Genomic DNA, 22,893 nt, shown 5'->3' on the forward strand with positions numbered 1-22,893 from the left:
AACGTTCTCTTAAGTCAGCCAGATTCGGGGGAGTACGGGGGACTTGCCGGTGAGATGAGGGCGCAGAAACTGCCAGACGTCGCGCATCACCTGCTGGCAAATCAGATTATCGTCACTGAGGAAGCGCACCGTCAGCAGGCGGTCGGTCAGGCTGGCGCCGGCGTAGAGGCCGAGCGGCGCCAGCGCGTCGCGCACCCCGTCGAGCAGGGCATCGGTTGCCGGATAGCACAGCAGCGTGCCGACCCAGGGACGTCCAGCGATGCTGGAGAGCTCTCCCTCCTGCAGGTGCAGGCGCTCGACCAGCAGCGGCTCATCGTCCACCCATACCTCCAGCCGGTTGCTGAGGGTGCCGTGGCTGAAGGTTTCGCCGATCACCGGGCGGCCAAGGCAGAGCAGATCCCAGGCCAGCAGGGTGCTGGAGGCACACAGGTGAAAGGTGGTGGACAGTCGGGCGTTCGCCCCGGGAAAGAAGATGGCATCCTGCGGGAGCCACTCCAGGGTCGCCTGCGGGGCGAGGGTCAACTGCTGGCGCAAAAGCGCTTGCGCGCCGCTGCTGCGGTAAAACTTGCTGGCGCCAGGCATGGTTATCAGGGTATGGCAGCCGGGATCAAGGTGGGCGCTAATCGTCAGTTCATCACCGCCGACGATGCCGCCGGGGGGGTGAAGCAGATAGAGGTGACAGGTCTCTTCTTCCGGGTAAAACGGGCGCTGGACGGTCAGCGGGCCGACGTGTTGGGCGCTGGCGAGAACGGTCTTGCCGCCGGCCTGCTGAAAGCGCAGATCCAGCGTGGCCTGCCAGCCTTTTTTGAGTGGTGGTAACACGGTGCCGTGCAATGTTGCGCCCCTGCAAAATCAAGATAAAACAGCAGCAATGAGTATTGATCGGCGGGAGATTATCCCGGTCATACGAAACGCTTATGTCATCTGTTACCCGCAGCGTCGCATTGGGCGCGAGGGGAAAGCGGCATAACCGCTCCGGATTATTCACCCGGATAATCATTGCCGTCAATATCCTGATCCGCTGCCTGGCCGCGGCGGAAAAGGCGCCAGCGGGGGGGACGCCGCGCCGCTGGTCGCTGGCGTGATTTTTGCTGTGGGTCACCGCTAACGCATTGTTACAAAAGAGGGATGTGGTGAAGATCGCCAATCATGACGACGTAAGGCGAAAAGGCGGGTGAGACAGGTAAATAGAAGCGGGGATCCCTCCGGCTGGCGGGGCCGGGAGGGGAGATTACTTCTCTTCTGGCGTTTTTTTCTTCTTCACACGCGTCCAGATTTTGCTCTCCTGGCGGCGCCACAGACGCTGAATGTTGTCGTGATGGCGCAGGAGGATCAGGCAGGAGAGCATCGACACCGGGAAGGTGTACTGCGGTTTAAACCACCAGACGTAGAACGGAGCGATCAGCGCGCTGACGATAGCGCCAAGGGAAGAGTAACCGCTGAGCAGGATGGTCAGCAGCCAGGTCCCGGCCATCACGCCGGTCAGGTCGAGGCCGATGGGGGCGATAGCGCCGAAGGCCGTGGCGACGCCTTTACCGCCGCGGAAATGAAAGAAAACCGGCCAGATATGGCCCACGCAGGCGGCAATCGCCACTAAACCCAGCCAGAACGGCGTCAGGCCCAGCGCCCAGGCGCCCCATACCGGCAGCATGCCCTTCAGCACATCAAAAATAAGTACCGCTACGGCCGCCCCTTTTCCGCCAATTCGTAGTACGTTAGTGGCCCCGGGGTTGCCTGAGCCGCTGTCGCGTGGGTCGGGCAGGCCAGCAAGGCGACATACCAGAATGGCGCTGGAAATGGAGCCGCAGAGGTAGGCGAGGAGTACCAGTCCGGGCGCGATTGCACTCATAACGCTGTTCCGTTTTGAAAATGTCGTTGTATTCTCTGCATCTGTGGATAATACGCATAATTCGCCGGAAGTGGTATCCGGTTTAGCTAAAAAGCAGGCAGGGCGTGATGGATATTGTATTTATAGAGCAACTTTCGGTAATCACCACCATTGGTGTTTATGACTGGGAACAAACCATTGAGCAGAAGCTGGTGTTCGATATCGAAATTGCATGGGATAACCGCAAGGCGGCCGCCAGCGATGATGTCAGCGATTGCCTCAGCTATGCTGATATCAGCGAGCGCGTCATCGCGCATGTTGAGGGGGGAAAATTCGCGTTAGTGGAGCGGGTGGCGGAAGAGGTGGCCGACCTGCTGCTGGAGACATTCCAGTCGCCATGGGTGCGCATTAAAGTCAGCAAACCTGGCGCCGTGGCTCGCGCGGCAAACGTCGGGGTGATTATTGAACGTGGCCTTAATCTGAAACAAAACTTTTCAGGTCATACTTGTTAAACAAATTGCGTTTATACCGGTCATAGCATCCGGTCATCAGGCAATTTTACTGGCGATCTTCTACCAGAACGGCAGGCGAATCCTTGTGTACGCCGTGTATGCTGCTGATTGCGCGCCCTCTGGCAGTCGGGTTGTGCCTGTTGAACGATACCGTGTTCCTGGTTTTTTTCATTTTACTTTTTTAAAGGGTTTAATTGGATGAGCGATATACACTCGCTGCTGGTGGCGGCAATATTGGGTGTGGTTGAGGGGTTGACAGAGTTTTTACCTGTTTCCAGTACCGGTCATATGATTATTGTTGGTCACCTGCTGGGGTTTGAAGGTGATACGGCAAATACCTTTGAAGTGGTTATTCAGCTAGGCTCGATACTCGCCGTGGTGGTGATGTTCTGGCGTCGCCTGTTCGGCCTGATCGGCATCCATTTCGGCAGGCCGCCGGAGCACGAAGGTAAAGGCAGCGGTCGCTTGTCGCTTATCCATATCCTTCTCGGCATGATCCCCGCGGTGGTTATGGGGCTTATTTTCCACGACACCATTAAATCTTTGTTTAACCCGGTAAACGTGATGTACGCCCTGATTGTCGGCGGTGTGCTGTTAATTGCGGCGGAAGTGCTGAAGCCGAAACAGCCGCGCGCGGTCGGGATTGACGATATGACCTATCGTCAGGCGTTCGTTATCGGCTGCTTTCAGTGCCTGGCGCTGTGGCCGGGCTTCTCCCGCTCAGGGGCGACCATCTCCGGCGGCATGCTGATGGGCGTCAGCCGCTACGCGGCGTCGGAATTCTCATTCCTGCTGGCGGTACCGATGATGATGGGCGCCACGGTGCTGGACGTCTACAAGAGCATCGGCTTCCTCAACATGGGCGATGTCCCGATGTTTGCCGTCGGCTTCGTGATGGCGTTTATCGTGGCGCTGATTGCGATTAAAACTTTCCTGCAGCTGATCAAACGGATCTCGTTCATTCCGTTCGCTATCTACCGCTTTATCGTCGCGGCAGCGGTTTACGTGGTCTTCTTCTAAGGCCTGCGCCCTCAGCCTTGCGGCTGGGGGCAACGCTGTTCCTTCCACTGCGCCACCGCCGCAATTCTCCGCCGCGTCAGCTCCTCGCGAATTTCCGCCCCTTTAAACCCCGCCGCCACCACCTCTTTGGTGGAGACCGACCGCGCCACTTCCCAGGCCTCTAATAGCAGGCGCCCCTGCGGATAATCGCTAGCCTCGAAACCGGTGCGCCCGCGAACGTCGGCTTCGCTGGTGAGGGCGATCTGCTGCACGCGCTGCGGTTTACGCCAGGCGTCAATGCTGTCGAAGAGTTTAACGAGGGTTTTCGGCTGCAGGATCGGTAGGGTGTGGATCAGATCATGATACTCCGCCACCAGTTTCGCGAGATCGCGGATATCATTCGGCACCCGCAGACGCGCGCAGAGCTGTTCCACCAGCTTGACTCCCGCCGGGCCATGGCCGTGGTGACGCGGCCAGAGCGCTTTCGGCGTCAGCCCTTTGCCAAGGTCATGGCATAGGGTGGCGAAGCGCACATCGACGTCCGGCGACAGCATCGCGGCCATCGTGACGGTCATCAGGGTGTGCAGGCCGGTGTCGATTTCCGGGTGCCATTTTGCCGGGGCCGGCACGCCGTACAGGGCGTCAATCTCCGGGAACAGCACCTTGAGGGCCTGGCAGTCGCGCAGCGTCTGAAAAAAGACCTGCGGGTTGCGGGTGGTCAACGCGCTTTCCGTCTCTTTCCACACCCGCTCCGGCGTTAAATGGGCCAGTTCGCCGGCCTCAACCATGGCGGCCATCAGGGTCTGGGTCTCTTCGGCAATGCGAAAACCGAGATGGGCATAGCGGGCGGCAAAGCGCGCCACGCGCAGCACGCGCAGCGGATCTTCGCTAAAGGCAGGGGAGACATGGCGCAGCAGACGCTGGCGGAGATCGTTTTGTCCGCCGTAGGGGTCGATAATTGCGCCGTCGGCGTCCTGGGCGAGGGCGTTGACCGTCAGGTCACGGCGCAGCAGATCCGCTTCGAGGGTGACGTCCGGGGCGGCATAGCAGGTAAAACCGGTATAGCCTGCGCCGGATTTGCGCTCGGTGCGTGCCAGGGCATACTCTTCCCGGCTTTGCGGATGAAGGAACACGGGAAAGTCGCGGCCTACCTGCTGATAGCCCGCGTCAAGCATCTGTTGCGGAGTGGCGCCCACCACCACCCAGTCTCGGTCTTTGACCGGCAGTCCTAACAGCGCGTCGCGCACCGCACCGCCGACCAGATAACTCTTCACGCCTGATTCTCCCGTATCTGTTTTTTGCAAGATGATACGTAAGTCTGGCAGAGAAGACGAATTAGTTCATCCACCGGTCTTTACGTTTGCGGCTTGGCACCAGATGCGGCAGCACCAGACCCAGCAGCAGACCGACGCCCAACACGCCGCCGCCGTACATAAACCACTGCATGATAATGGTGCGCTGTTTGTCATCAAGCTGCAGATTCGCCGCATTCACCTTCTTCTGCGCGACAACCAGCTCATTTTTCAACTTTTGGTTCTCGTCTTTCAGCGCGTTGATCACGCTGTCGCTGCCGGCGACTTTCTTCTGCATATCCGCCGTGCGCTGGTTCCAGGTGGCGTCGATATTATTCAGCTTATCGGTCAGCGTTTTGACCTGGTTTTCCAGATCCGGGACGCGGGTGCGCAGGCTGGGCTCGTTGCTCAGCTCTTTCAGCGGGATCCAGGCAGTACGCCCATTGGCGTCGCGGATCTGCGCGTAACTGGTGCTGTCGTTGGTTTGCAGCACCGCCACTTCTTCCCCGGCGTTGATGGTGCCGACCAGACGATAATTATCGCCCGGGCCGCTGCGAACCCAGGTGTTCAGCTCATCGGAAACGTAGCGCTTTTCTTCTGCGTGAACCGCCGTGGCGGCGCTAAGCGCGAGCAAAGTAAAAGTAATCAGGCGTAATTTTGGCATCAGGTCATCGTTTGGTCATAAAAAGTGGAACGATAGTAGAGGCATCGCCAGAGCGACGCAAAGTTTTCCGCCACAATCGGAATCATCCAGGAGGTGGCCCGGCAAAAAGCGCGTTGCATGGCGATTCGCCGCAAAATACTATCTACTGACAAAAAATATCGTCGTAAGTTCGCCGCAATTTGTCGGCGCAGCACAGAAGCGGAAGAATTCAGTCATGGCTCAAGAAATCGAACTTAAGTTTATCGTCGCTCAGGATGGGGTAGAGACGCTGCGCGAGCAGCTCAATGCGCTCGAGGCGAAACATACGCCCGCGGGCCAGTTGCTGAACATTTATTACGAAACCGCCGATAACTGGCTGCGTCGTCACGACATGGGGCTGCGCATCCGCGGCGATCAGGGGCGTTATGAAATGACGCTGAAAATCGCCGGTCGGGTGGTGGGCGGCCTGCACCAGCGCCCGGAATACAATATCCCACTGGATAAACCGGAGCTGGCGCTTGAGCGCCTGCCGGCGGAGGTCTGGCCGCAAGGGGAACTTCCGGCCGCGCTGGCGGAGCATGTCCAGCCGCTGTTCAGCACCGACTTTGCCCGTGAACGCTGGGTGATCCAGGAAGGAAAGAGTGAGATTGAGATTGCCCTCGATCGCGGCGAAGTGAAGGCGGGCGAGCATCAGGAGCCGATCTGCGAGCTGGAGCTGGAGTTGCTCGCCGGGGAGACCGCCGATCTGCTGCGCTTCGCGCAGCGTTTGCTGGAGAGCGGCGTCCTGCGTCAGGGGAGCCTGAGCAAAGCCGCGCGCGGGTATCATCTGGCGCAAGGCAACAATGAACGCCCGGTGGCCCGGTTGGCGGTGCTGCCGGTGGCGGCGAAGGCCAGCGTGGAGCAGGGGCTGGAGGCGGCGCTGGAGAGCGCCCTGGCGCACTGGCTGTATCACGATGAGGTCTGGCTGCGCGGCAACGCGAAAGCTAAAGCGGAAATCCTGCTGGCGTTGGCCCGCGTGCGCCATGCCCTCGTGCTGTTCGGCGGCATCGTGCCGCGGAAGGCGACCACCCACCTCCGCGCCTTGCTGAACGACGCCGAAGCCGCGCTGCTGGCCGCGGACACCGCCGAGGAGGCGTTATTCTGCACCGAGGTCGTCGCCGCCAAACTGGCGCTGACCGAATGGCTGGTCCAGCGCGGCTGGCGTCCGTTCCTCAACGAGGCGGGAGAGAAAAAAATAGCCGGATCGTTCAAACGGTTTGCCGATATTAACCTCTCGCGGGTGGCGGCCGAGCTGCGAAGCGCCGTGCAGCATCTGGCGGTTGAAGATGCCGCCGACCAGTTGCCGAAGCTGTCCCGCGATATCGACAGCGTCCAGCTGCTGGCGGGCGCCTATGGCGACGCCGTCGCGCCGTGGCTGGAGAACTGGCAGGAGCTTCAGCGTGCGATAGAGCATGACGACCGCAGCGTCTTTGAATATTTCCGTCGCCAGGCGCTGGCTGCCGAGCCGTTCTGGCTGCATAGTGGAAAACGATAATTACAGGCCAGGGAGCCCCTATGATGCCGCTTTCTTCGCAGTTACAGCAGCACTGGCAGACGGTCGCTGACCGCCTGCCAGCGGATTTTCCCGTCGCCGAACTGAGCCCGCAGGCCCGGTCGGTGATGGCGTTCAGTGATTTTGTCGAACAGAGTGTGATCGCCCAGCCAGGCTGGCTGAACGAGCTTGCGGACTCCTCGCCGGAGGCGGAAGAGTGGCGGCATTACGAGACCTGGCTGCAGGATCGCCTGCAAGCGGTGGCTGACGAAGCGGGGTTGATGCGAGAGCTGCGTCTTTTCCGCCGCCAGATGATGGTCCGCATTGCCTGGGCGCAGGCGCTGTCGCTGGTAAGCGAAGAAGAGACGCTGCAGCAGCTGAGCGTCCTGGCAGAGACCCTGATTGTCGCCGCTCGCGACTGGCTGTATGCCGCCTGCTGCAAGGAGTGGGGAACGCCCTGCAACGCCGAGGGTCAGCCGCAGCCGCTGCTGATCCTCGGGATGGGAAAGCTGGGCGGCGGCGAGCTGAACTTCTCTTCCGATATCGATCTGATTTTTGCCTGGCCTGAGCATGGCGCCACCCGCGGCGGTCGCCGCGAGCTGGATAACGCCCAGTTCTTTACCCGCCTGGGGCAGCGGCTGATCAAGGCGCTCGACCAGCCGACGCAGGACGGCTTTGTCTATCGGGTGGACATGCGCCTGCGACCGTTTGGCGACAGCGGGCCGCTGGTGCTCAGCTTTGCGGCGCTGGAGGATTATTACCAGGAGCAGGGCCGGGACTGGGAACGCTACGCGATGGTGAAAGCGCGGATCATGGGCGATAACGACGACGCCTACGCCAGCGAGCTGCGCGCGATGCTTCGCCCCTTCGTCTTCCGCCGCTATATCGACTTCAGCGTGATCCAGTCGCTGCGTAACATGAAAGGGATGATCGCTCGCGAAGTGCGGCGTCGCGGGCTGAAAGACAACATCAAGCTCGGCGCCGGCGGGATCCGTGAAATTGAGTTTATCGTGCAGGTCTTTCAGCTGATCCGCGGCGGTCGCGAACCTGCGCTGCAGCAGCGGGCGCTGCTGCCGACGCTGGCGGCGATTGATGAGCTGCATCTGCTGCCGGAAGGCGACGCGGCGCTGCTGCGCGCGGCCTATCTGTTCCTGCGCCGGCTGGAAAATTTGTTGCAGAGCATCAACGATGAGCAGACTCAAACTCTGCCGCAGGATGAACTGAACCGCGCCAGGCTGGCGTGGGGGATGCATACCGATGACTGGGAGACGCTGAGCGCGCAGCTGGCGAGCCATATGGCCAGCGTGCGGCGGGTGTTTAATGAGCTGATCGGCGATGATGAGGCTCAGTCGCCGGATGAGCAGCTCGCCGAGTACTGGCGCGAGCTGTGGCAGGATGCGCTGGAAGAAGATGACGCCAGCCCGGCGCTGGCGCATTTAAACGACGCCGACCGCCGCAGCGTGCTGGCGCTGATTGCCGATTTCCGTAAAGAGCTGGATCGGCGCACCATCGGCCCGCGCGGCCGCCAGGTGCTGGATCAACTGATGCCGCATCTGCTGAGCGAAATCTGCTCGCGCGCCGATGCGCCGCTGCCTCTGGCTCGGATCACGCCGCTGTTGACCGGGATCGTCACTCGCACCACCTATCTTGAACTGCTGAGCGAATTCCCCGGCGCGCTGAAGCACCTGATTACGCTCTGCGCCGCGTCGCCGATGGTCGCCAGCCAGCTGGCGCGCCACCCGCTGCTGCTTGATGAGCTACTGGATCCCAACACCCTCTATCAGCCGACGGCGACCGATGCCTATCGCGATGAGCTGCGTCAGTATCTGCTGCGGGTGCCGGAAGAAGATGAAGAGCAGCAGCTGGAGGCATTGCGCCAGTTCAAGCAGGCGCAGCAGCTGCATATCGCCGCGGCGGATATCGCTGGCACGCTACCGGTGATGAAGGTTAGCGATCACTTAACCTGGCTTGCCGAAGCCATCCTCGACGCGGTGGTGCAGCAGGCATGGGGACAGATGGTGGCCCGCTACGGCCAGCCGACCCATCTGCACGATCGCCAGGGGCGCGGCTTCGCCGTCGTCGGCTACGGCAAGCTCGGCGGCTGGGAGCTGGGCTACAGTTCCGATCTCGACCTGGTGTTCCTCCATGACTGCCCGCCGGAGGTGATGACCGACGGCGAGCGTGAGATCGACGGCCGTCAGTTCTACCTGCGGCTGGCTCAGCGGATCATGCATCTGTTCAGCACCCGCACTTCGTCCGGTATTCTCTACGAAGTTGACGCCCGGCTGCGCCCTTCCGGCGCGGCGGGGATGCTGGTTACCACCGCCGACGCGTTTGCCGACTATCAGCAGAACGAAGCCTGGACATGGGAGCATCAGGCGTTGGTGCGCGCTCGCGTGGTCTATGGCGACCCGGCGCTGCAGGCGCGATTTGACGCCATTCGGCGCGATATTCTGACCACCGTGCGGGATGGCGCGACCCTGCAGACCGAGGTTCGCGAGATGCGCGAGAAGATGCGTGCCCACCTTGGCAACAAACATGCCGATCGTTTTGATATCAAAGCCGATGCCGGTGGGATCACGGATATTGAATTTATTACCCAGTATCTGGTCCTACGCTATGCCAGCGACAAGCCAAAGCTGACCCGCTGGTCTGATAACGTGCGTATTCTCGAGCTGCTGGCGCAGAACGACATCATGGACGAGGAGGAAGCGCGAGCTTTAACGCACGCGTACACCACCTTGCGTGATGCGCTCCATCACCTGGCCCTGCAGGAGCTGCCGGGACACGTGGCGCCGGAGGCATTCAGCCGGGAGCGTGAGCAGGTCAGCGCCAGCTGGCAGAAGTGGCTGATGGCTTAACTATAAAATCGGGTGTGCTATTATCGCGCGCAAAGTTTGCGTCTCGCAGGAGAGAGTCATGAAAGTAACGCTGCCGGAGTTTGAACGTGCAGGAGTGTTGGTGGTGGGTGATGTGATGCTGGACCGCTACTGGTACGGCCCCACCAGTCGTATTTCCCCGGAAGCCCCGGTGCCGGTGGTGAAGGTGGAAAATATCGAAGAACGTCCTGGCGGCGCGGCAAACGTAGCGATGAACATCGCCTCCCTGGGGGCGACGTCGCGCCTGGTGGGATTGACCGGGATTGATGACGCCGCTCGCGCGCTGAGCCAGGCGCTGGCCAACGTCAATGTGAAGTGCGACTTCGTCTCCGTCCCGACTCACCCGACCATCACCAAGCTGCGGGTGCTGTCGCGCAACCAGCAGCTGATCCGCCTCGACTTTGAAGAGGGCTTCTCCGGCGTTGATCCGCAGCCGATGCACGAGCGCATTCAGCAGGCGCTGGGCGCCATTGGCGCGCTGGTTCTCTCGGATTACGCCAAAGGGGCGTTGACCAGCGTCCAGACGATGATCAAGCTCGCCCGTGAAGCAGGCGTGCCGGTGCTGATCGATCCGAAAGGCACCGATTTCGAACGCTATCGCGGCGCGACGCTGCTCACCCCGAACCTCTCTGAGTTTGAAGCGGTGGTGGGCAAGTGCCAGGATGAAGCGGAGATCGTTGAGCGCGGCATGAAGCTTATCGCCGAATTCGAACTGTCAGCGCTGCTGGTGACGCGCTCTGAGCAGGGGATGACGCTGCTGCAGCCGGGGCGTCCGCCGCTGCATATGCCGACTCAGGCTCAGGAAGTGTACGATGTCACCGGCGCCGGCGACACGGTGATTGGCGTGCTGGCGGCGACCCTGGCCTCCGGCAACACCCTGGAAGAGGCCTGCTATTTCGCTAACGCCGCGGCGGGCGTGGTGGTTGGCAAGCTGGGGACCTCCACCGTTTCCCCTGTCGAGCTGGAAAATGCGGTTCGCGGCCGGGCTGAGACCGGCTTCGGCGTGATGAGCGAAGCGGAACTCAAACAGGCGGTAGCGGCAGCGCGCAAGCGCGGCGAGAAAGTGGTCATGACCAACGGCGTCTTCGACATTCTGCACGCCGGCCATGTTTCCTATCTGGCGAATGCGCGCAAACTGGGCGACCGTCTGATCGTGGCGGTCAACAGCGATGCCTCCACCAAACGACTGAAAGGCGAAACCCGCCCGGTGAACCCGCTGGAGCAGCGGATGATCGTGCTGGGGGCGCTGGAGGCGGTCGACTGGGTGGTCTCCTTCGAAGAAGATACACCGCAGCGCCTGATTGCCGGGATCCTGCCGGATCTGCTGGTGAAAGGCGGCGACTACAAACCGGAGCAGATCGCCGGCAGTGAAGAGGTCTGGGCGAACGGTGGCGAAGTGCTGGTGCTCAACTTTGAAGATGGCTGCTCGACCACCAATATTATTAAGAAAATACAAAAAGATAGCGAAAAATAACCGTTTCGCTATTCCCCCGCCATAACGGTGCGGCACCACGGCCTGCGATAGCGATATCGCGGGCCGTTTTTATTTAATGATGTGGAAAATGATTTGGCGCAATAAATAATCATATTAAGCGCATTTTTCGTACAAATGGCGTTAAGGTAAGCGTAAATACTGAAGTGAGTAAAAGGCATATGACTGATCAGAACATCCACCGCTGAAGGAGTATGCGCATGAACCATAACGACATGTATTCAATGAAGAATTTTGATTTTTTGGCACGGAGTTTCGCCAGAATGCACGCCCAGGGCCAGCCAGTTGATCTTCAGGCCATTGTCGGCAATATGGATGAAGAACATCGTGAATGGTTTTGCCAGCGCTATGAACTGTACTGCCGTCAGGTCAACAGCCCGGCGGAAGCCGCACACTAAGCCAACGCAAACGGGCCCCTGAGGGCCCGTTTTTTTACTGCTGCTCTTCGCTGCCAGGCGTCGTCGCCGGGCGGTTTTCGAGGTCATTCAGGCGCTGTTCCAGCAGCGCCAGTTTTTCGCGGGTCCGCAGCAGAACCTGAGTCTGCACGTCAAACTCTTCGCGGCTGACCAGGTCCAGACGGGTCAGCTGCGACTGCAGCGCCTGGCGGATTTTCTTTTCAACATCCTCACCCAGATCGCGAAGTCCTTTTGGCATCGACTCATGGACCTGGCGGGCGATTTGTTCAATTTTTTTCGGGTCAATCATGGTGGTTTCCTGCTCGGGTCGGATGATTGATCATTGTAGTGCGAACCAGGCCGCCTATAAACCAGAAATGTTTGAAGCTTATGCATTGCCGAGGATAGTCAATAGCGTTATAGTTATCTCGCTTATTCTCAGGGCGGGGCGAAATTCCCCACCGGCGGTAAATCAACCATGGCGTTGAAAGCCCGCGAGCGCTTCCCGTGACTACGGGAAGGTCAGCAGATCCGGTGTAATTCCGGGGCCGACGGTTAAAGTCCGGATGGGAGAGAGTAACGGCACAGTCGGGCCCAGGCCCGCTCGCGTTGACTTTTGCCGCTAAACCGGCGCTCCTAAGACTGCCCTGATTCTGGTAACCATAATTTTAATGAGGTTTTTTTACCATGAATCAGACGCTCCTTTCTTCTTTTGGTACCGCTTTTGAACGTGTGGAACACGCTTTGGACGCCCTGCGCGAAGGCCGCGGCGTGATGGTGCTTGACGATGAAGACCGTGAAAACGAAGGCGATATGATCTTCGCCGCCGAAACCATGACCGTAGAGCAGATGGCGCTGACCATTCGTCACGGCAGCGGCATTGTGTGCCTGTGCCTGACCGAAGATCGCCGCAAACAGCTGGATCTGCCGATGATGGTGGAGAACAACACCAGCGCCTACGGCACCGGATTTACCGTCACCATCGAAGCGGCGGAAGGCGTGACCACCGGCGTTTCCGCTGCTGACCGCGTGACCACCGTCCGCGCGGCGATTGCCGACGGCGCGAAACCTTCAGATCTCAACCGTCCTGGCCACGTTTTCCCGCTGCGGGCGCAGCCGGGCGGCGTACTGACCCGCGGCGGCCACACTGAAGCCACTATTGACCTCGTGACCCTCGCTGGCTTCAAACCGGCAGGCGTGCTGTGCGAGCTGACCAATGACGATGGCACCATGGCGCGCGCGCCGGAGTGCATCGCGTTCGCTCAGCAGCACAATATGGCAGTGGTCACGATTGAAGATCTGGTGGCCTATCGTCGCGAACATGAGCGTAAAGCCAGCTAATCAGCGGCTCACAACGCCAGTGAAAACAGCCCGCTTATTAGTGGGCTGTTTTGTTTCTGTGCCTTAACCGATGCCCATCGTCTGGAGCACCACCAGACTCAGCCCCATCACCGACATCCCGCACAGAACGCCATAGCTCGGGTTGCTTTGCGGATCGATCTCTTTCGCCAGCGGCATCAGTTCATCGACCGACAGCGCCACCATAATCCCGGCGACGGCGGCCATGATCGCGCCCATGACCATCGGCGAGACCAGGCTACCCAGAATCAGCCACGCCAGCACGCCGCCCAAAATCTCCGCCATGCCGGAAAGACCGGCCCAGAGCACCGCCTTACTGCGCGATCCGGTGGCGGCATATACCGGCCCGGCAACGGCCAGTCCTTCAGGAATATTGTGCAGGGCGACGGCAAGCGCCACTCCCATGCCAAGCTCGAGGTTGTTGCTGGCCGTGACATAGGTGGCGATCCCTTCCGGAAAGTTATGCAGGCTGATACCCAACGTCAGCAGAATGGCGGTGCGGCGTAAATTGCGCGGGCGCGGCGCGGCGGGGGTCATCAAATCCTGCGGGTGGGCATGCGGCAGCAGGCGATCGAGACCAAAGTAGCCCAGCAGGCCGAAAACAAACATTCCGTAGCCGAGCAGCGGCGACATGTCCTCGGCGGCCAGCGCGGCAGGCAGCATTTCCATCAACGAAATCAACAGCATGATCCCGGCGGCAAAGCCGAGGGAGAAGCCCAGCAGGCGGTTAGAGGGTTTCTGGCCAATCACGCCGAAAATGGCGCCTATAAAGGTTGCGCTACCGGCTAACAGCGTCAATATTAAGGGTGATGACATCGCTTCTCTCCCTGCGAAAATAAGTGCATAGGAGTATATTGCCTGAGGATGCGCGTACGGGACAGCTCCCTTTACCGCGAATTACATTCAAATTTTCTGACGATCATCATCATGGTTATCTGAGTTTATCCTGGCGCAAAAGCGCGTAATGTGAGCACATCACATTGACACCCTAAGGATATCATCATGTCCCGTACCCGAATGCCCGCGTTGTTTCTCGGCCATGGCAGCCCAATGAACGTGCTGGAAGACAACCGCTATACCCGCGCCTGGGCTCACCTGGGCGAAACCCTGCCGCGTCCGAAAGCGATCGTGGTGGTCTCTGCGCACTGGTTCACGCGCGGTACGGGCGTGACGGCGATGGAGGCCCCGAAGACCATTCACGACTTCGGCGGTTTCCCGCAGGCGCTGTATGACACCCATTACCCGGCGCCGGGCTCCCCGGCGCTGGCGCAACGGCTGGTGGAGCTGCTCTCGCCGGTGCCGGTCACTCTCGATAAAGAAGCCTGGGGATTTGACCATGGCTCGTGGGGCGTGCTGATCAAGATGTATCCGCATGCGGATATCCCGATGGTTCAGCTGAGCATCGACAGCACCAAACCGCCGGCCTGGCATCTCGAAATGGGGCGAAAGCTGGCCTCGCTGCGTGATGAAGGGATTATGCTGGTGGCCAGCGGCAACGTGGTGCACAACCTGCGTACCGCCCGCTGGCATGGCGAGAACACGCCGTATCCGTGGGCGGAGTCCTTCAACAACTACGTGAAGGCGAATCTGCAGTGGCAGGGCCCGGACGATCAGCACCCGCTGGTTAACTACCTGGCATACGAAGGGGGCTCGCTCTCCAACCCAACGGCGGAGCATTTCCTGCCGCTGTTATACGTGCTGGGGGCATGGGATGGCGTTGAGGCGATTTCGACCCCGGTCGATGGCATCGAGATGGGCTCGCTGAGTATGCTGTCGGTGGTGGTTGGCGCCTGATAAAAATTGTGCTCCGGCGGCGGTATCGTCGCCGGAGCGCGGCATTATTCGACGAAAATGTGCGGATAGAAACGCGACAGATCCTGGGTAATCAGCGCCCGGTCTTCACGAATGCCGATCCCGGCGGGCTGATCGTTGATGAGCCAGCTGCCAATCAGCGTGTAGCTGTCACCAAACTTCGGCAGCGGGTAAAATTCCTGCACGATAGTGCCTTCTTCCCCATACGGACCTTCCACCGACTCCACCACCTTGCCCTGTTCAACGATCGACACGTTGGCGCCTTCGCGGGAGAAGATCGGCTTAATGACGTACTTCTCCATCTCCGGATGGGCATCTTCGCTGAAGTAAGCCGCCAGCAGATTCGGGTGATTGGGGAACATTTCCCACAGCATCGGCAGCAGCGCTTTGTTGGAGATGATGCTCTTCCACGCCGGCTCCAGCCAGCGGACGCCAGCGTCTTCCAGCTTGGTGGAGAACATCTCCCGCAGCATAAACTCCCACGGATAGAGCTTGAACAGGTTGCCAATCACCTGATCCTGGAGATCGGTAAACTGGCCTTTTTCACCCAGTCCAATATCTTCGATGTAGAGGAATTCCGTCGCCAGCCCCGCCTCGGCGGCGCAATCCTGCAGATATTGCACGGTGCCGCGATCTTCAACGGTATCGCGGCAGCAGGCCATATGCAGCAGCTGGAAGCCAAACTGCTCGCGCAGCTCACCGAAGCGATCGATCAGCTTCTCCTGCAGGCTATTGAACTGGTCGCTGCCCGCCGGCAGCTTGCCGGCGTTGAGCTGGTCTTCCAGCCAGATCCACTGGAAGAAGGCCGCTTCATACAGCGAGGTCGGCGTGTCGGCATTGTTCTCCAGCAGCTTCGGCTCGCCGACGCCATCCCAGGCCAGGTCGAGACGTGAGTAGAGTGACGGCTGGTTGGTTTTCCACGACTGGCGCACAAAGCCCCAGGTGTGTTTAGGGATGCGGAATTTGGTCATCAGCTCATCGCTGGCGATCACTTTTTCCACCACCTGAAGACACATCTGATGCAGCTCGGCGGTGACCTCCTCCAGCTTTTCCACCTGGGCGAGGCTCAGCTTGTAATAAGCCTCTTCGCTCCAGTAGGGCTCGCCGTACATGGTGTGGAAGTTGAAGCCGTATTCGGTCGCTTTCTCGCGCCAGTCCGGGCGCTCGGTAATGCTGACTCTTTCCATGTTGCTTAGCCGCCCATTGAGCGAGAAGAAGAGGTTGAGCCTGCGGCGCTACGCTGCATAGTCGACTGCTTCGCCACCGACTCGCCGAAGCCCCCGCGGGTGACGGTCGTGGTGGTTGCCGGTTTCGGCGCCATCGCGGTTTTCGGCACGTTCATGGTGCGGCCCGGCTGGGCGGCGCCATAGCTCTTACCGCTGGCGTCAGTGTACTGACCGTAGGCCGGGCTGGCAGGGTTTTTGGAGCTGAACAGCGGCTGCTGTTGCGCCATGCCGCCGCCCATCAGGCGGCCCATCATGTAGCCGGCCATCAGCGGCATCCAAAAGCTGCCGCTGCTTTGCGCCTGGGCCTGGTTTTCCGGGGCGACGCCCGCCTGGGCAGGCGTTTGCTGGCACTGACCTTCGCCAAACTCGGCGACGCAGTCTTCGCGGGTGGCATATTTCGGCGCGGTGCGCTCTGCCTCTTTCACCGCGTTGGTGTAGGCCGTGGTGCATTCGGCTGCTTTGCCCGGGTTGGCGGCGGAGCAGTCATCGGCGTTCTGGTACAGCGAGACCGTTTCGTCGCTTTTTTCACAACCGGCAAGCATAAAGACCGCGGTGACGGCCAGGGCGACCGGCGTCAGGTGGCGTGCGCTCCAGCTTTTGCGGAACGACGAATGATTAATATTTTTTGTCCGTTTCATATTTGTCTTCCAGGACCCAGTGGTATGGCGTGTGTTAACGCTCAGGATAGAGGATGAGTGGTGGAAAATGAAGCGAAGAGGGGCGCTAAGCGGGGGATCTTTACGTTGCCTTACGTTTAACGCATCGCCTGTCCGACGGACAGGCGATGCGCGTCACAGTATGAAAATTACTGACGGAACGGATTGCTGCCGCTGCTATGGGTCGTCGTCCGTGCGGACGCCGGCTTCATAGCCGCAGTCGTGTTGCCGTAACCATCGGCAGTAGCATCCTGCTGCGGATTTTCCGGCGCGACGCTGTCGGCAGAGGTCGAGATCGGTTTGCCCAAGGTGTTGTTCAGGGCGATCAGATCCTGCTCGTTCAGCGTACCTAACGCCGACTTGATGTTCAGCTCGTTGATCAGGTAGTTGTAGCGCGCATTAGAGAGCTGCTGTTTGGCGTTGTACAGTGTGGTGGTGGCGTCGAGGACGTCAACGATAGTACGGGTACCCACCGAGTAGCCAGCTTCCATCGCATCCAGGGAGCTTTGCGCAGAGACCACCGCCTGTTTGTAGGCGTTGATGCTGCTGATAGAGGCATTCACGTTGTTAAACGAAGAACGCACGGTCTGGACCACGCTGCGGTGAGCGCTTTCCAGCTGCTCGCTGGCGCCGACGAAATTGTACTGCGCCTGTTTGACCTGCGAGTTAACCATCCCGCCCTGATACAGCGGCAGGGAGAAGCTCAGGCCGATTTTGTTCTGACCGATATCAGCATCTGGCGTGGTACTGTTTGAGCCGCTGTAGCGGTTGTTGGAAACGCCAGACGAGGCGTTCAAATCCAGGGTCGGCAAATGGCCGTCCTGCGCCTGGCGAATCTGCTCGCGGGCCAGGTCCTGATTCAGACGCGCCTGCAGCAGCGACAGGTTGCGGTTCTCCGCTTCCTTCAGCAGGGCGTTCACCGCCTGCGGTTTGCTGGTTTTGAAGCCGTCTACGTTCAGGGAGGCCAGCTCCGGGTAGTAGTTGCCGGTAACCTGGCGCAGCTCTTCCACGGCGTTGTCGAGATCGTTACGCGCGGTCACTTCGTTCGCCAGCACGGCGTCGTATTGTGAGCGGGCGTTCTGCACGTCGGTGATCGCCACCAGACCGACGTTAAAGCGCTGGGTGGTTTGATCCAACTGACGGTAAATAGCCTGTTTCTGCGCTTCGGTATAAGAGAGCGTGTCGATGGCGGCCAGCACTTTGAAATAGGCCGTCGCGGTATTCAGAATCAGCGTTTGCTGATCGGTCTGATACGTGACATCCTGAATGCCTGCCGCTTTTTCCTGCAGCGTCAGGGCGCGCCATTTCGACATATCAAACAGAACCTGCGTTAACTGCAGCGAGCCGCTGGTGACGTTAGAATTCTGGTCTTTATAATCACGGAAGCCGCTGGTATAGGTATAATCCGCTCCCAGCCCGAGCTGAGGCAGTAATGGACTGCGCGCTTCGTTGATCTTTTCGAATGCGGCGTCACGATCGGCTGCCGATTTACGCAGATCGGGGTTGCTGATGCGCGCCTGCTGGTAAACCTGAAGCAGGTTTTCCGCCTGGCTCATGGCGCTGAACCCGGTCAGGCTCAGGCCGATAAGAATGGGGAGCAATTTCTTCATTTGCATTCCTTGTTGTGAAGCATTTAGCGCTGGTCTAATTCTAAGAAAAATTCCGCTGATTGTATCGATTCTGCCGCCGTAAAAAGTTGGCGTTACGTGCCATCCGGCGGTAATTTGCACCAATCTAACATACGGACCGTAAAACGGTAGCCAAACGGTCTGGAAATCCCTCATTTCGGATTAGCAGGACATAACAATGAGCAAACCCATCCACCAGGGAATTACCTTCTCCAAAAATGATGTAGAAATTATTGCACGCGAAACGCTGTATCGTGGTTTTTTTTCACTCGATTTATACCGTTTTCGCCACCGCCTGTTTAACGGCGGCATGAGCGGCGAAGTCACCCGTGAAATTTTTGAGCGCGGGCATGCCGCCGTCTTGCTACCCTTTGACCCGGTGCGGGACGAAGTGGTGCTGGTCGAACAAATCCGTATCGCCGCCTATGATACCAGCGAGAGCCCGTGGCTGCTGGAAATGGTCGCCGGCATGATCGAGGCGGGTGAGACGGTGGAAGATGTCGCCCGTCGGGAAGCGCTGGAAGAGGCCGGGCTTGAAGTTGGGCGGACGAAACCAATATTAAGCTATCTGGCCAGTCCGGGCGGCACCAGTGAACGGTTATCGATCCTGGTGGGCGAAGTTGATGCATCGACGGCAAAAGGCATTCACGGCCTGGCCGAGGAAAATGAGGATATTCGGGTGCATGTGGTAAGCCGGGAGCAGGCTTACCAGTGGGTAGAAGAGGGGAAAATCGACAACGCAGCCTCTGTCATCGCCTTGCAATGGCTGCAATTGCATTATCACAATTTACGAAACGAGTGGACAAAATGAAGCGTTATACACCTGACTTCCCTGAGATGATGCGCCTGTGCGAGACCAATTTCGCCCAGTTGCGCCGCCTGTTGCCGCGAACGGATGCAGCGGGTGAGAAGGTGAGCTATCAGGTGGGAAGCGCGCAATATCGGTTAACGATAACGGAATCAACCCGCTACACTACTCTGGTGGCGATAGAGCAGACTCTGCCAGCGGTGAGCTACTGGAGTCTGCCATCCATGACCGTTCGCCTCTACCATGACGCCATGGTGGCCGAAGTGTGTTCGAGTCAGCAGATCTTTCGCTTCAAAGCGCGATATGATTATCCTAATAAAAAGTTGCATCAACGCGACGAAAAGCATCAAATTAACCAGTTTCTGGCCGACTGGCTGCGTTACTGTTTAGCACATGGAGCGATGGCGATTCCGGTTTGTTAGCGTCGTTAAACCTAAGGACACCATTTGGAAAGCCTGTTAAACCTACCTCTGGCTGGTGAGGCCAGAGTCAGGATCTTACAAATTACTGATACTCACCTGTTTGCTGAAAAACATGAAACGTTGTTAGGCATCAATACCTGGGAAAGCTATCAGGCCGTACTGTCGGCCATTCATGCCTCACAGCGTCCATGCGATTTGATTGTCGCAACAGGCGATCTGGCGCAGGATCACTCCTCCGCGGCCTACCAGCATTTTGCTGAGGGCATCGCGAGTTTTGCTGCACCCTGCGTCTGGCTACCGGGCAACCATGATTTCCAGCCGGCGATGTACAGCACCCTGCAGGAGTCGGGCATTTCCCCCGCCAAGCGCGTGTTTCTCGGCGACCACTGGCAGATCCTGCTGCTGGACAGCCAAGTGTTTGGCGTTCCCCATGGTGAGCTGAGCGACTTCCAGCTGGAATGGCTCGAACATAAGCTGGCGGAGGCGCCGGAGCGTTATACCTTACTTCTGCTGCATCATCATCCGCTGCCGGCCGGCTGCAGCTGGCTGGATCAACACAGTCTGCGCAACGCCGGCGCGCTGGACAGCGCGCTGAGCGCCTGGCCTCGGGTGAAGCATCTGCTGTGCGGCCATATTCATCAGGAACTGGATCTCGACTGGAATGGCCGACGTATGATGGCGACGCCGTCGACCTGCGTTCAGTTCAAGCCGCACTGCGCCAATTTCACCCTCGATACGGTGTCGCCGGGCTGGCGCTGGCTGGAGCTTCACCCTGACGGAACGCTGACCACCGAAGTGTGCCGCCTGGAAGGCGCGGCGTTTCATCCGGATATTGCTTCAGAAGGCTACTGATGGCGACGCTTCTTTATCTGCACGGCTTTAACAGTTCCCCGCGCTCGGCGAAGGCGACGGCGTTAAAGACCTGGCTGGCGCAGCACTATCCTGAGATCGCCATGGTGGTGCCTGAGCTGCCGCCTTACCCGGCGGAAACGGCGGAGCTGCTGGAGTCCATCGTGCTGGAGCACGGCGGCGAGCCGCTGGGGGTCGTAGGGTCGTCGCTGGGCGGCTACTACGCCACCTGGCTGTCGCAATGCTTTATGCTGCCAGCGGTCGTGGTTAACCCGGCGGTGCGGCCGTTTGAGCTGCTGAACAATTTTCTCGGCCACAATGAGAATCCGTACACCGGGCAGCAATATGTGCTAGAGTCTCGCCATATTTACGATCTCAAAGTCATGCAAATCGACCCGCTCGAAGCGCCGGATTTACTCTGGCTGCTGCAGCAGACCGGGGATGAAGTGCTTGATTACCGCCAGGCCGTTCATTACTACGCCTCCTGCCGGCAGACGGTGGAGGAGGGCGGTAATCACGCATTTGTCGGCTTTGACGATCATTTCACTCAGATTATCGAATTTCTCGGCCTGCGCTAAACGGCCCTGAACGACCTACGAATACACACCATGACGCAATCTTCATATAACGCTGATGCCATTGAGGTACTCACCGGGCTAGAGCCGGTGCGCCGCCGTCCGGGCATGTATACCGACACCACCCGTCCTAACCATCTTGGTCAGGAAGTGATTGATAACAGTGTGGACGAAGCGCTGGCAGGCCACGCCAAACGCGTGGAAGTGATCCTTCACGCCGACCAGTCCCTCGAGGTGATTGACGACGGGCGCGGGATGCCGGTCGACATTCACCCGGAAGAGGGGGTGCCGGCGGTTGAGCTGATCCTCTGCCGACTGCACGCGGGCGGTAAGTTTTCCAACAAAAACTACCAGTTTTCCGGCGGCCTGCACGGGGTGGGGATTTCGGTGGTCAACGCCCTGTCTAAACGCGTGGAGGTCAACGTGCGTCGCGACGGTCAGGTCTACAGCATCGCCTTTGAGAATGGTGAGAAAGTAGAAGACCTGCACGTCACCGGCACCTGCGGTAAACGCAACACCGGGACCAGCGTCCATTTCTGGCCTGACGAAAGCTTCTTCGATAGCCCGCGCTTCTCCGTTTCGCGTTTGACCCACTTGTTAAAAGCGAAAGCGGTGCTGTGCCCGGGCGTGGAAATTGTTTTCCGCGATCAGGTCAACAACAGCGAGCAGAGCTGGTGCTATGCCGATGGCCTTAACGACTACCTTAGCGAAGCGGTGAACGGCCTGCCGCTGCTGCCGGAAAAACCCTTCGTCGGCACCTTCTCCGGTGAGACGGAGGCGGTGGACTGGGCGCTGCTGTGGCTGCCGGAAGGCGGCGAGCTGCTGACCGAGAGTTATGTCAACCTGATCCCGACCATGCAGGGCGGGACGCACGTCAACGGCCTGCGCCAGGGGCTGCTGGACGCGATGCGTGAGTTCTGCGAGTACCGTAATATTCTGCCGCGCGGGGTGAAACTGTCGGCGGAAGATATCTGGGATCGCTGCGCCTACGTGCTGTCGGTGAAGATGCAGGATCCGCAGTTCGCCGGGCAAACCAAAGAGCGCCTGTCGTCGCGTCAGTGCGCGGCGTTCGTCTCCGGCGTGGTGAAAGACGCCTTCAGCCTGTGGCTGAACCAGAACGTGCAGGCTGCGGAGCTGCTGGCGGAGATGGCCATCTCCAGCGCCCAGCGTCGTCTGCGCGCCGCCAAGAAAGTGGTGCGCAAAAAGCTGACCAGCGGTCCGGCGCTGCCGGGTAAGCTGGCCGACTGCACCGCCCAGGATCTGAACCGTACCGAACTGTTCCTCGTCGAAGGGGACTCGGCGGGCGGGTCAGCCAAGCAGGCGCGCGATCGTGAATATCAGGCGATCATGCCGCTGAAAGGCAAGATCCTTAATACCTGGGAAGTCTCTTCCGATGAAGTGTTAGCTTCGCAAGAAGTGCACGACATTTCGGTGGCGATTGGTATTGACCCGGATAGCGATGATTTAAGCCAGCTGCGCTACGGCAAAATTTGTATTCTGGCGGATGCGGACTCCGATGGCCTGCACATTGCCACGCTGCTGTGCGCGCTGTTCGTGAGACACTTCCGTACTCTGGTGAAAGAGGGGCACGTCTACGTGGCGCTGCCGCCGCTGTACCGTATCGACCTCGGCAAAGAGGTTTACTACGCGCTAACGGAAGAAGAAAAAACCGGCGTGCTGGAGCAGCTGAAGCGCAAGAAAGGCAAGCCAAACGTCCAGCGCTTTAAAGGTCTCGGCGAGATGAACCCGATGCAGCTGCGGGAAACCACCCTCGACCCAAATACCCGCCGCCTGGTGCAGCTGGTGATCAGCGATGAGGATGAGCAGCAGACCACGGCGATGATGGATATGCTGTTGGCCAAGAAGCGTTCTGAAGACCGTCGCAACTGGCTGCAGGAGAAGGGCGATATGGCGGACCTGGAAGTGTAAGACCGCACGCTGCGCCAGACGTAAAAGGGAGCCTCAGGCTCCCTTTTCTTATTCCGTT

At 59.3% G+C, this 22,893-nt stretch carries 23 protein-coding genes, 2 pseudogenes and 1 riboswitch; of the genes and pseudogenes, 14 read left to right on the top strand and 11 right to left on the bottom strand.

Translation table 11 applies throughout. The features are described from left to right. Window positions 1–9: 9 nt before the first annotated feature. The gene (locus ABLU50_RS16545) at window positions 10–834 is read right to left on the bottom strand and encodes an urease accessory protein UreD (protein ID WP_065802860.1); all 825 of its coding nucleotides are present in this window, start codon (window positions 832–834) and stop codon (window positions 10–12) included. On the opposite strand from ABLU50_RS16545, the gene ABLU50_RS16550 reads away from it, so the two are divergent. Continuing rightward, window positions 824–970: a hypothetical protein gene (locus ABLU50_RS16550; RefSeq protein ID WP_032426100.1), complete on the top strand. Its 147-nt coding sequence runs from the start codon at window positions 824–826 to the stop codon at window positions 968–970. The two genes, ABLU50_RS16545 and ABLU50_RS16550, sit on opposite strands and share 11 nt — an antisense overlap. Before the next feature lie 10 nt (window positions 971–980). On the opposite strand, the pseudogene ABLU50_RS16555 reads toward ABLU50_RS16550, so the two are convergent. Continuing rightward, window positions 981–1,082, bottom strand: a pseudogene (locus tag ABLU50_RS16555) (hypothetical protein); the annotation flags it as partial. A 149-nt stretch (window positions 1,083–1,231) separates the two neighbouring features. Then, entirely contained in the window at window positions 1,232–1,849 is a 618-nt protein-coding gene (plsY, locus tag ABLU50_RS16560) for a glycerol-3-phosphate 1-O-acyltransferase PlsY (RefSeq protein ID WP_004205257.1), read from the bottom strand. A gap of 107 nt (window positions 1,850–1,956) precedes the next feature. Here plsY and folB point away from each other — a divergent pair, with 107 nt between their 5' ends. Then, complete coding sequence (folB, locus tag ABLU50_RS16565; protein ID WP_004150923.1) at window positions 1,957–2,340, top strand: bifunctional dihydroneopterin aldolase/7,8-dihydroneopterin epimerase; 384 nt, start codon at window positions 1,957–1,959, stop codon at window positions 2,338–2,340. A 198-nt stretch (window positions 2,341–2,538) separates the two neighbouring features. After that, the gene (gene bacA, locus ABLU50_RS16570; RefSeq protein WP_004205255.1) at window positions 2,539–3,360 is read left to right on the top strand and encodes an undecaprenyl-diphosphate phosphatase; all 822 of its coding nucleotides are present in this window, start codon (window positions 2,539–2,541) and stop codon (window positions 3,358–3,360) included. A gap of 11 nt (window positions 3,361–3,371) precedes the next feature. On the opposite strand, the gene ABLU50_RS16575 is transcribed toward bacA, so the two are convergent. Next, window positions 3,372–4,613, bottom strand: coding sequence for a multifunctional CCA addition/repair protein (locus ABLU50_RS16575; RefSeq protein WP_017899740.1), 1,242 nt, complete (start codon window positions 4,611–4,613; stop codon window positions 3,372–3,374). A gap of 61 nt (window positions 4,614–4,674) precedes the next feature. After that, window positions 4,675–5,295 carry a TIGR04211 family SH3 domain-containing protein gene (locus ABLU50_RS16580; protein ID WP_004205252.1) on the bottom strand — a complete coding sequence of 207 codons (621 nt, stop codon included), beginning with the start codon at window positions 5,293–5,295 and terminating at the stop codon, window positions 4,675–4,677. Between the two features lie 214 nt (window positions 5,296–5,509). Here ABLU50_RS16580 and ABLU50_RS16585 point away from each other — a divergent pair, with 214 nt between their 5' ends. From ABLU50_RS16585 to hldE, 3 genes are read left to right on the top strand one after another with little or no spacing between them, the layout of a single operon-like run. Further along, complete coding sequence (locus ABLU50_RS16585; protein WP_048325758.1) at window positions 5,510–6,808, top strand: inorganic triphosphatase; 1,299 nt, start codon at window positions 5,510–5,512, stop codon at window positions 6,806–6,808. Window positions 6,809–6,828: 20 nt separating this feature from the next. After that, the gene (gene glnE / locus ABLU50_RS16590; RefSeq protein WP_004205250.1) at window positions 6,829–9,666 is read left to right on the top strand and encodes a bifunctional [glutamate--ammonia ligase]-adenylyl-L-tyrosine phosphorylase/[glutamate--ammonia-ligase] adenylyltransferase; all 2,838 of its coding nucleotides are present in this window, start codon (window positions 6,829–6,831) and stop codon (window positions 9,664–9,666) included. A 58-nt stretch (window positions 9,667–9,724) separates the two neighbouring features. Beyond that, window positions 9,725–11,158: a bifunctional D-glycero-beta-D-manno-heptose-7-phosphate kinase/D-glycero-beta-D-manno-heptose 1-phosphate adenylyltransferase HldE gene (gene hldE, locus ABLU50_RS16595; protein ID WP_017899743.1), complete on the top strand. Its 1,434-nt coding sequence runs from the start codon at window positions 9,725–9,727 to the stop codon at window positions 11,156–11,158. Between the two features lie 80 nt (window positions 11,159–11,238). On the opposite strand, the pseudogene ABLU50_RS16600 reads toward hldE, so the two are convergent. Beyond that, window positions 11,239–11,385: pseudogene (locus ABLU50_RS16600) on the bottom strand (hypothetical protein); the annotation flags it as partial. On the opposite strand from ABLU50_RS16600, the gene glgS reads away from it, so the two are divergent. Next, on the top strand, window positions 11,377–11,574 hold the full coding sequence (gene glgS, locus ABLU50_RS16605) for a cell surface composition regulator GlgS (protein ID WP_004205248.1): 198 nt from the start codon (window positions 11,377–11,379) through the stop codon (window positions 11,572–11,574). The pseudogene ABLU50_RS16600 and the gene glgS sit on opposite strands and share 9 nt — an antisense overlap. 34 nt (window positions 11,575–11,608) lie before the next feature. On the opposite strand, the gene ABLU50_RS16610 is transcribed toward glgS, so the two are convergent. Continuing rightward, complete coding sequence (locus ABLU50_RS16610) at window positions 11,609–11,881, bottom strand: accessory factor UbiK family protein (RefSeq protein ID WP_004174355.1); 273 nt, start codon at window positions 11,879–11,881, stop codon at window positions 11,609–11,611. Between the two features lie 120 nt (window positions 11,882–12,001). Beyond that, a riboswitch (FMN riboswitch) is annotated at window positions 12,002–12,153 on the top strand. A 105-nt stretch (window positions 12,154–12,258) separates the two neighbouring features. Here ABLU50_RS16610 and ribB point away from each other — a divergent pair. Next, window positions 12,259–12,912, top strand: a complete 654-nt coding sequence (gene ribB, locus ABLU50_RS16615) for a 3,4-dihydroxy-2-butanone-4-phosphate synthase (protein ID WP_017899745.1) — start codon at window positions 12,259–12,261, stop codon at window positions 12,910–12,912. A gap of 63 nt (window positions 12,913–12,975) precedes the next feature. On the opposite strand, the gene zupT is transcribed toward ribB, so the two are convergent. After that, entirely contained in the window at window positions 12,976–13,746 is a 771-nt protein-coding gene (gene zupT, locus ABLU50_RS16620) for a zinc transporter ZupT (protein ID WP_017899746.1), read from the bottom strand. Window positions 13,747–13,932: 186 nt separating this feature from the next. On the opposite strand from zupT, the gene ygiD reads away from it, so the two are divergent. Beyond that, window positions 13,933–14,724, top strand: coding sequence for a 4,5-DOPA dioxygenase extradiol (gene ygiD / locus ABLU50_RS16625; RefSeq protein ID WP_087833153.1), 792 nt, complete (start codon window positions 13,933–13,935; stop codon window positions 14,722–14,724). Window positions 14,725–14,768: 44 nt separating this feature from the next. Here ygiD and ABLU50_RS16630 read toward each other — a convergent pair whose 3' ends face one another. The 3 genes from ABLU50_RS16630 to tolC all read right to left on the bottom strand — a co-directional run bounded on the left by ABLU50_RS16630 (window position 14,769) and on the right by tolC (window position 18,234). Continuing rightward, entirely contained in the window at window positions 14,769–15,929 is a 1,161-nt protein-coding gene (locus ABLU50_RS16630; protein ID WP_023319165.1) for a glutathionylspermidine synthase family protein, read from the bottom strand. Window positions 15,930–15,934: 5 nt separating this feature from the next. Continuing rightward, a complete protein-coding gene (locus tag ABLU50_RS16635; RefSeq protein WP_002916849.1) occupies window positions 15,935–16,606 on the bottom strand; it encodes a DUF1190 family protein in 672 nt (223 codons plus the stop codon). 167 nt (window positions 16,607–16,773) lie between these two features. Then, window positions 16,774–18,234: an outer membrane channel protein TolC gene (gene tolC / locus ABLU50_RS16640; RefSeq protein WP_060656486.1), complete on the bottom strand. Its 1,461-nt coding sequence runs from the start codon at window positions 18,232–18,234 to the stop codon at window positions 16,774–16,776. A gap of 196 nt (window positions 18,235–18,430) precedes the next feature. On the opposite strand from tolC, the gene nudF reads away from it, so the two are divergent. Genes nudF through parE form a run of 5 tightly spaced genes read left to right on the top strand, consistent with a single transcriptional unit; the run spans window position 18,431 to window position 22,835 of the window. Then, window positions 18,431–19,063 (top strand): ADP-ribose diphosphatase, encoded by a 633-nt coding sequence (gene nudF, locus ABLU50_RS16645; protein ID WP_004205241.1) that lies wholly within the window; start codon window positions 18,431–18,433, stop codon window positions 19,061–19,063. After that, on the top strand, window positions 19,060–19,482 hold the full coding sequence (locus ABLU50_RS16650; RefSeq protein ID WP_004205239.1) for a DUF1249 family protein: 423 nt from the start codon (window positions 19,060–19,062) through the stop codon (window positions 19,480–19,482). The genes nudF and ABLU50_RS16650 overlap by 4 nt, the downstream gene beginning before the upstream one ends. Before the next feature lie 24 nt (window positions 19,483–19,506). Next, complete coding sequence (gene cpdA, locus ABLU50_RS16655) at window positions 19,507–20,334, top strand: 3',5'-cyclic-AMP phosphodiesterase (RefSeq protein ID WP_004205237.1); 828 nt, start codon at window positions 19,507–19,509, stop codon at window positions 20,332–20,334. Beyond that, complete coding sequence (gene yqiA / locus ABLU50_RS16660) at window positions 20,334–20,909, top strand: esterase YqiA (RefSeq protein WP_004205236.1); 576 nt, start codon at window positions 20,334–20,336, stop codon at window positions 20,907–20,909. The genes cpdA and yqiA overlap by 1 nt, the downstream gene beginning before the upstream one ends. Before the next feature lie 30 nt (window positions 20,910–20,939). Beyond that, window positions 20,940–22,835 carry a DNA topoisomerase IV subunit B gene (gene parE, locus ABLU50_RS16665; protein ID WP_004205235.1) on the top strand — a complete coding sequence of 632 codons (1,896 nt, stop codon included), beginning with the start codon at window positions 20,940–20,942 and terminating at the stop codon, window positions 22,833–22,835. The last annotated feature ends 58 nt before the right edge of the window (window positions 22,836–22,893 follow it).

It is taken from the genome of Klebsiella sp. GG_Kp173 (assembly GCF_040062415.1).
GTDB classification, from domain to species: Bacteria; Pseudomonadota; Gammaproteobacteria; order Enterobacterales; family Enterobacteriaceae; genus Klebsiella; species Klebsiella quasipneumoniae.

Excerpts from the sequence above, each read along its gene's own strand:
- plsY (WP_004205257.1), bottom strand. The coding sequence starts at position 1,849 with ATGAGTGCAATCGCGCCCGGACTGGTACTCCTCGCCTACCTCTGCGGC.
- folB (WP_004150923.1), top strand. The coding sequence starts at position 1,957 with ATGGATATTGTATTTATAGAGCAACTTTCGGTAATCACCACCATTGGT.
- bacA (WP_004205255.1), top strand. The coding sequence starts at position 2,539 with ATGAGCGATATACACTCGCTGCTGGTGGCGGCAATATTGGGTGTGGTT.
- ABLU50_RS16580 (WP_004205252.1), bottom strand. The coding sequence starts at position 5,295 with ATGCCAAAATTACGCCTGATTACTTTTACTTTGCTCGCGCTTAGCGCC.
- ABLU50_RS16585 (WP_048325758.1), top strand. The coding sequence starts at position 5,510 with ATGGCTCAAGAAATCGAACTTAAGTTTATCGTCGCTCAGGATGGGGTA.
- glnE (WP_004205250.1), top strand. The coding sequence starts at position 6,829 with ATGATGCCGCTTTCTTCGCAGTTACAGCAGCACTGGCAGACGGTCGCT.
- hldE (WP_017899743.1), top strand. The coding sequence starts at position 9,725 with ATGAAAGTAACGCTGCCGGAGTTTGAACGTGCAGGAGTGTTGGTGGTG.
- glgS (WP_004205248.1), top strand. The coding sequence starts at position 11,377 with ATGAACCATAACGACATGTATTCAATGAAGAATTTTGATTTTTTGGCA.
- ABLU50_RS16610 (WP_004174355.1), bottom strand. The coding sequence starts at position 11,881 with ATGATTGACCCGAAAAAAATTGAACAAATCGCCCGCCAGGTCCATGAG.
- ribB (WP_017899745.1), top strand. The coding sequence starts at position 12,259 with ATGAATCAGACGCTCCTTTCTTCTTTTGGTACCGCTTTTGAACGTGTG.
- zupT (WP_017899746.1), bottom strand. The coding sequence starts at position 13,746 with ATGTCATCACCCTTAATATTGACGCTGTTAGCCGGTAGCGCAACCTTT.
- ygiD (WP_087833153.1), top strand. The coding sequence starts at position 13,933 with ATGTCCCGTACCCGAATGCCCGCGTTGTTTCTCGGCCATGGCAGCCCA.
- ABLU50_RS16630 (WP_023319165.1), bottom strand. The coding sequence starts at position 15,929 with ATGGAAAGAGTCAGCATTACCGAGCGCCCGGACTGGCGCGAGAAAGCG.
- ABLU50_RS16635 (WP_002916849.1), bottom strand. The coding sequence starts at position 16,606 with ATGAAACGGACAAAAAATATTAATCATTCGTCGTTCCGCAAAAGCTGG.
- tolC (WP_060656486.1), bottom strand. The coding sequence starts at position 18,234 with ATGAAGAAATTGCTCCCCATTCTTATCGGCCTGAGCCTGACCGGGTTC.
- nudF (WP_004205241.1), top strand. The coding sequence starts at position 18,431 with ATGAGCAAACCCATCCACCAGGGAATTACCTTCTCCAAAAATGATGTA.
- ABLU50_RS16650 (WP_004205239.1), top strand. The coding sequence starts at position 19,060 with ATGAAGCGTTATACACCTGACTTCCCTGAGATGATGCGCCTGTGCGAG.
- yqiA (WP_004205236.1), top strand. The coding sequence starts at position 20,334 with ATGGCGACGCTTCTTTATCTGCACGGCTTTAACAGTTCCCCGCGCTCG.
- parE (WP_004205235.1), top strand. The coding sequence starts at position 20,940 with ATGACGCAATCTTCATATAACGCTGATGCCATTGAGGTACTCACCGGG.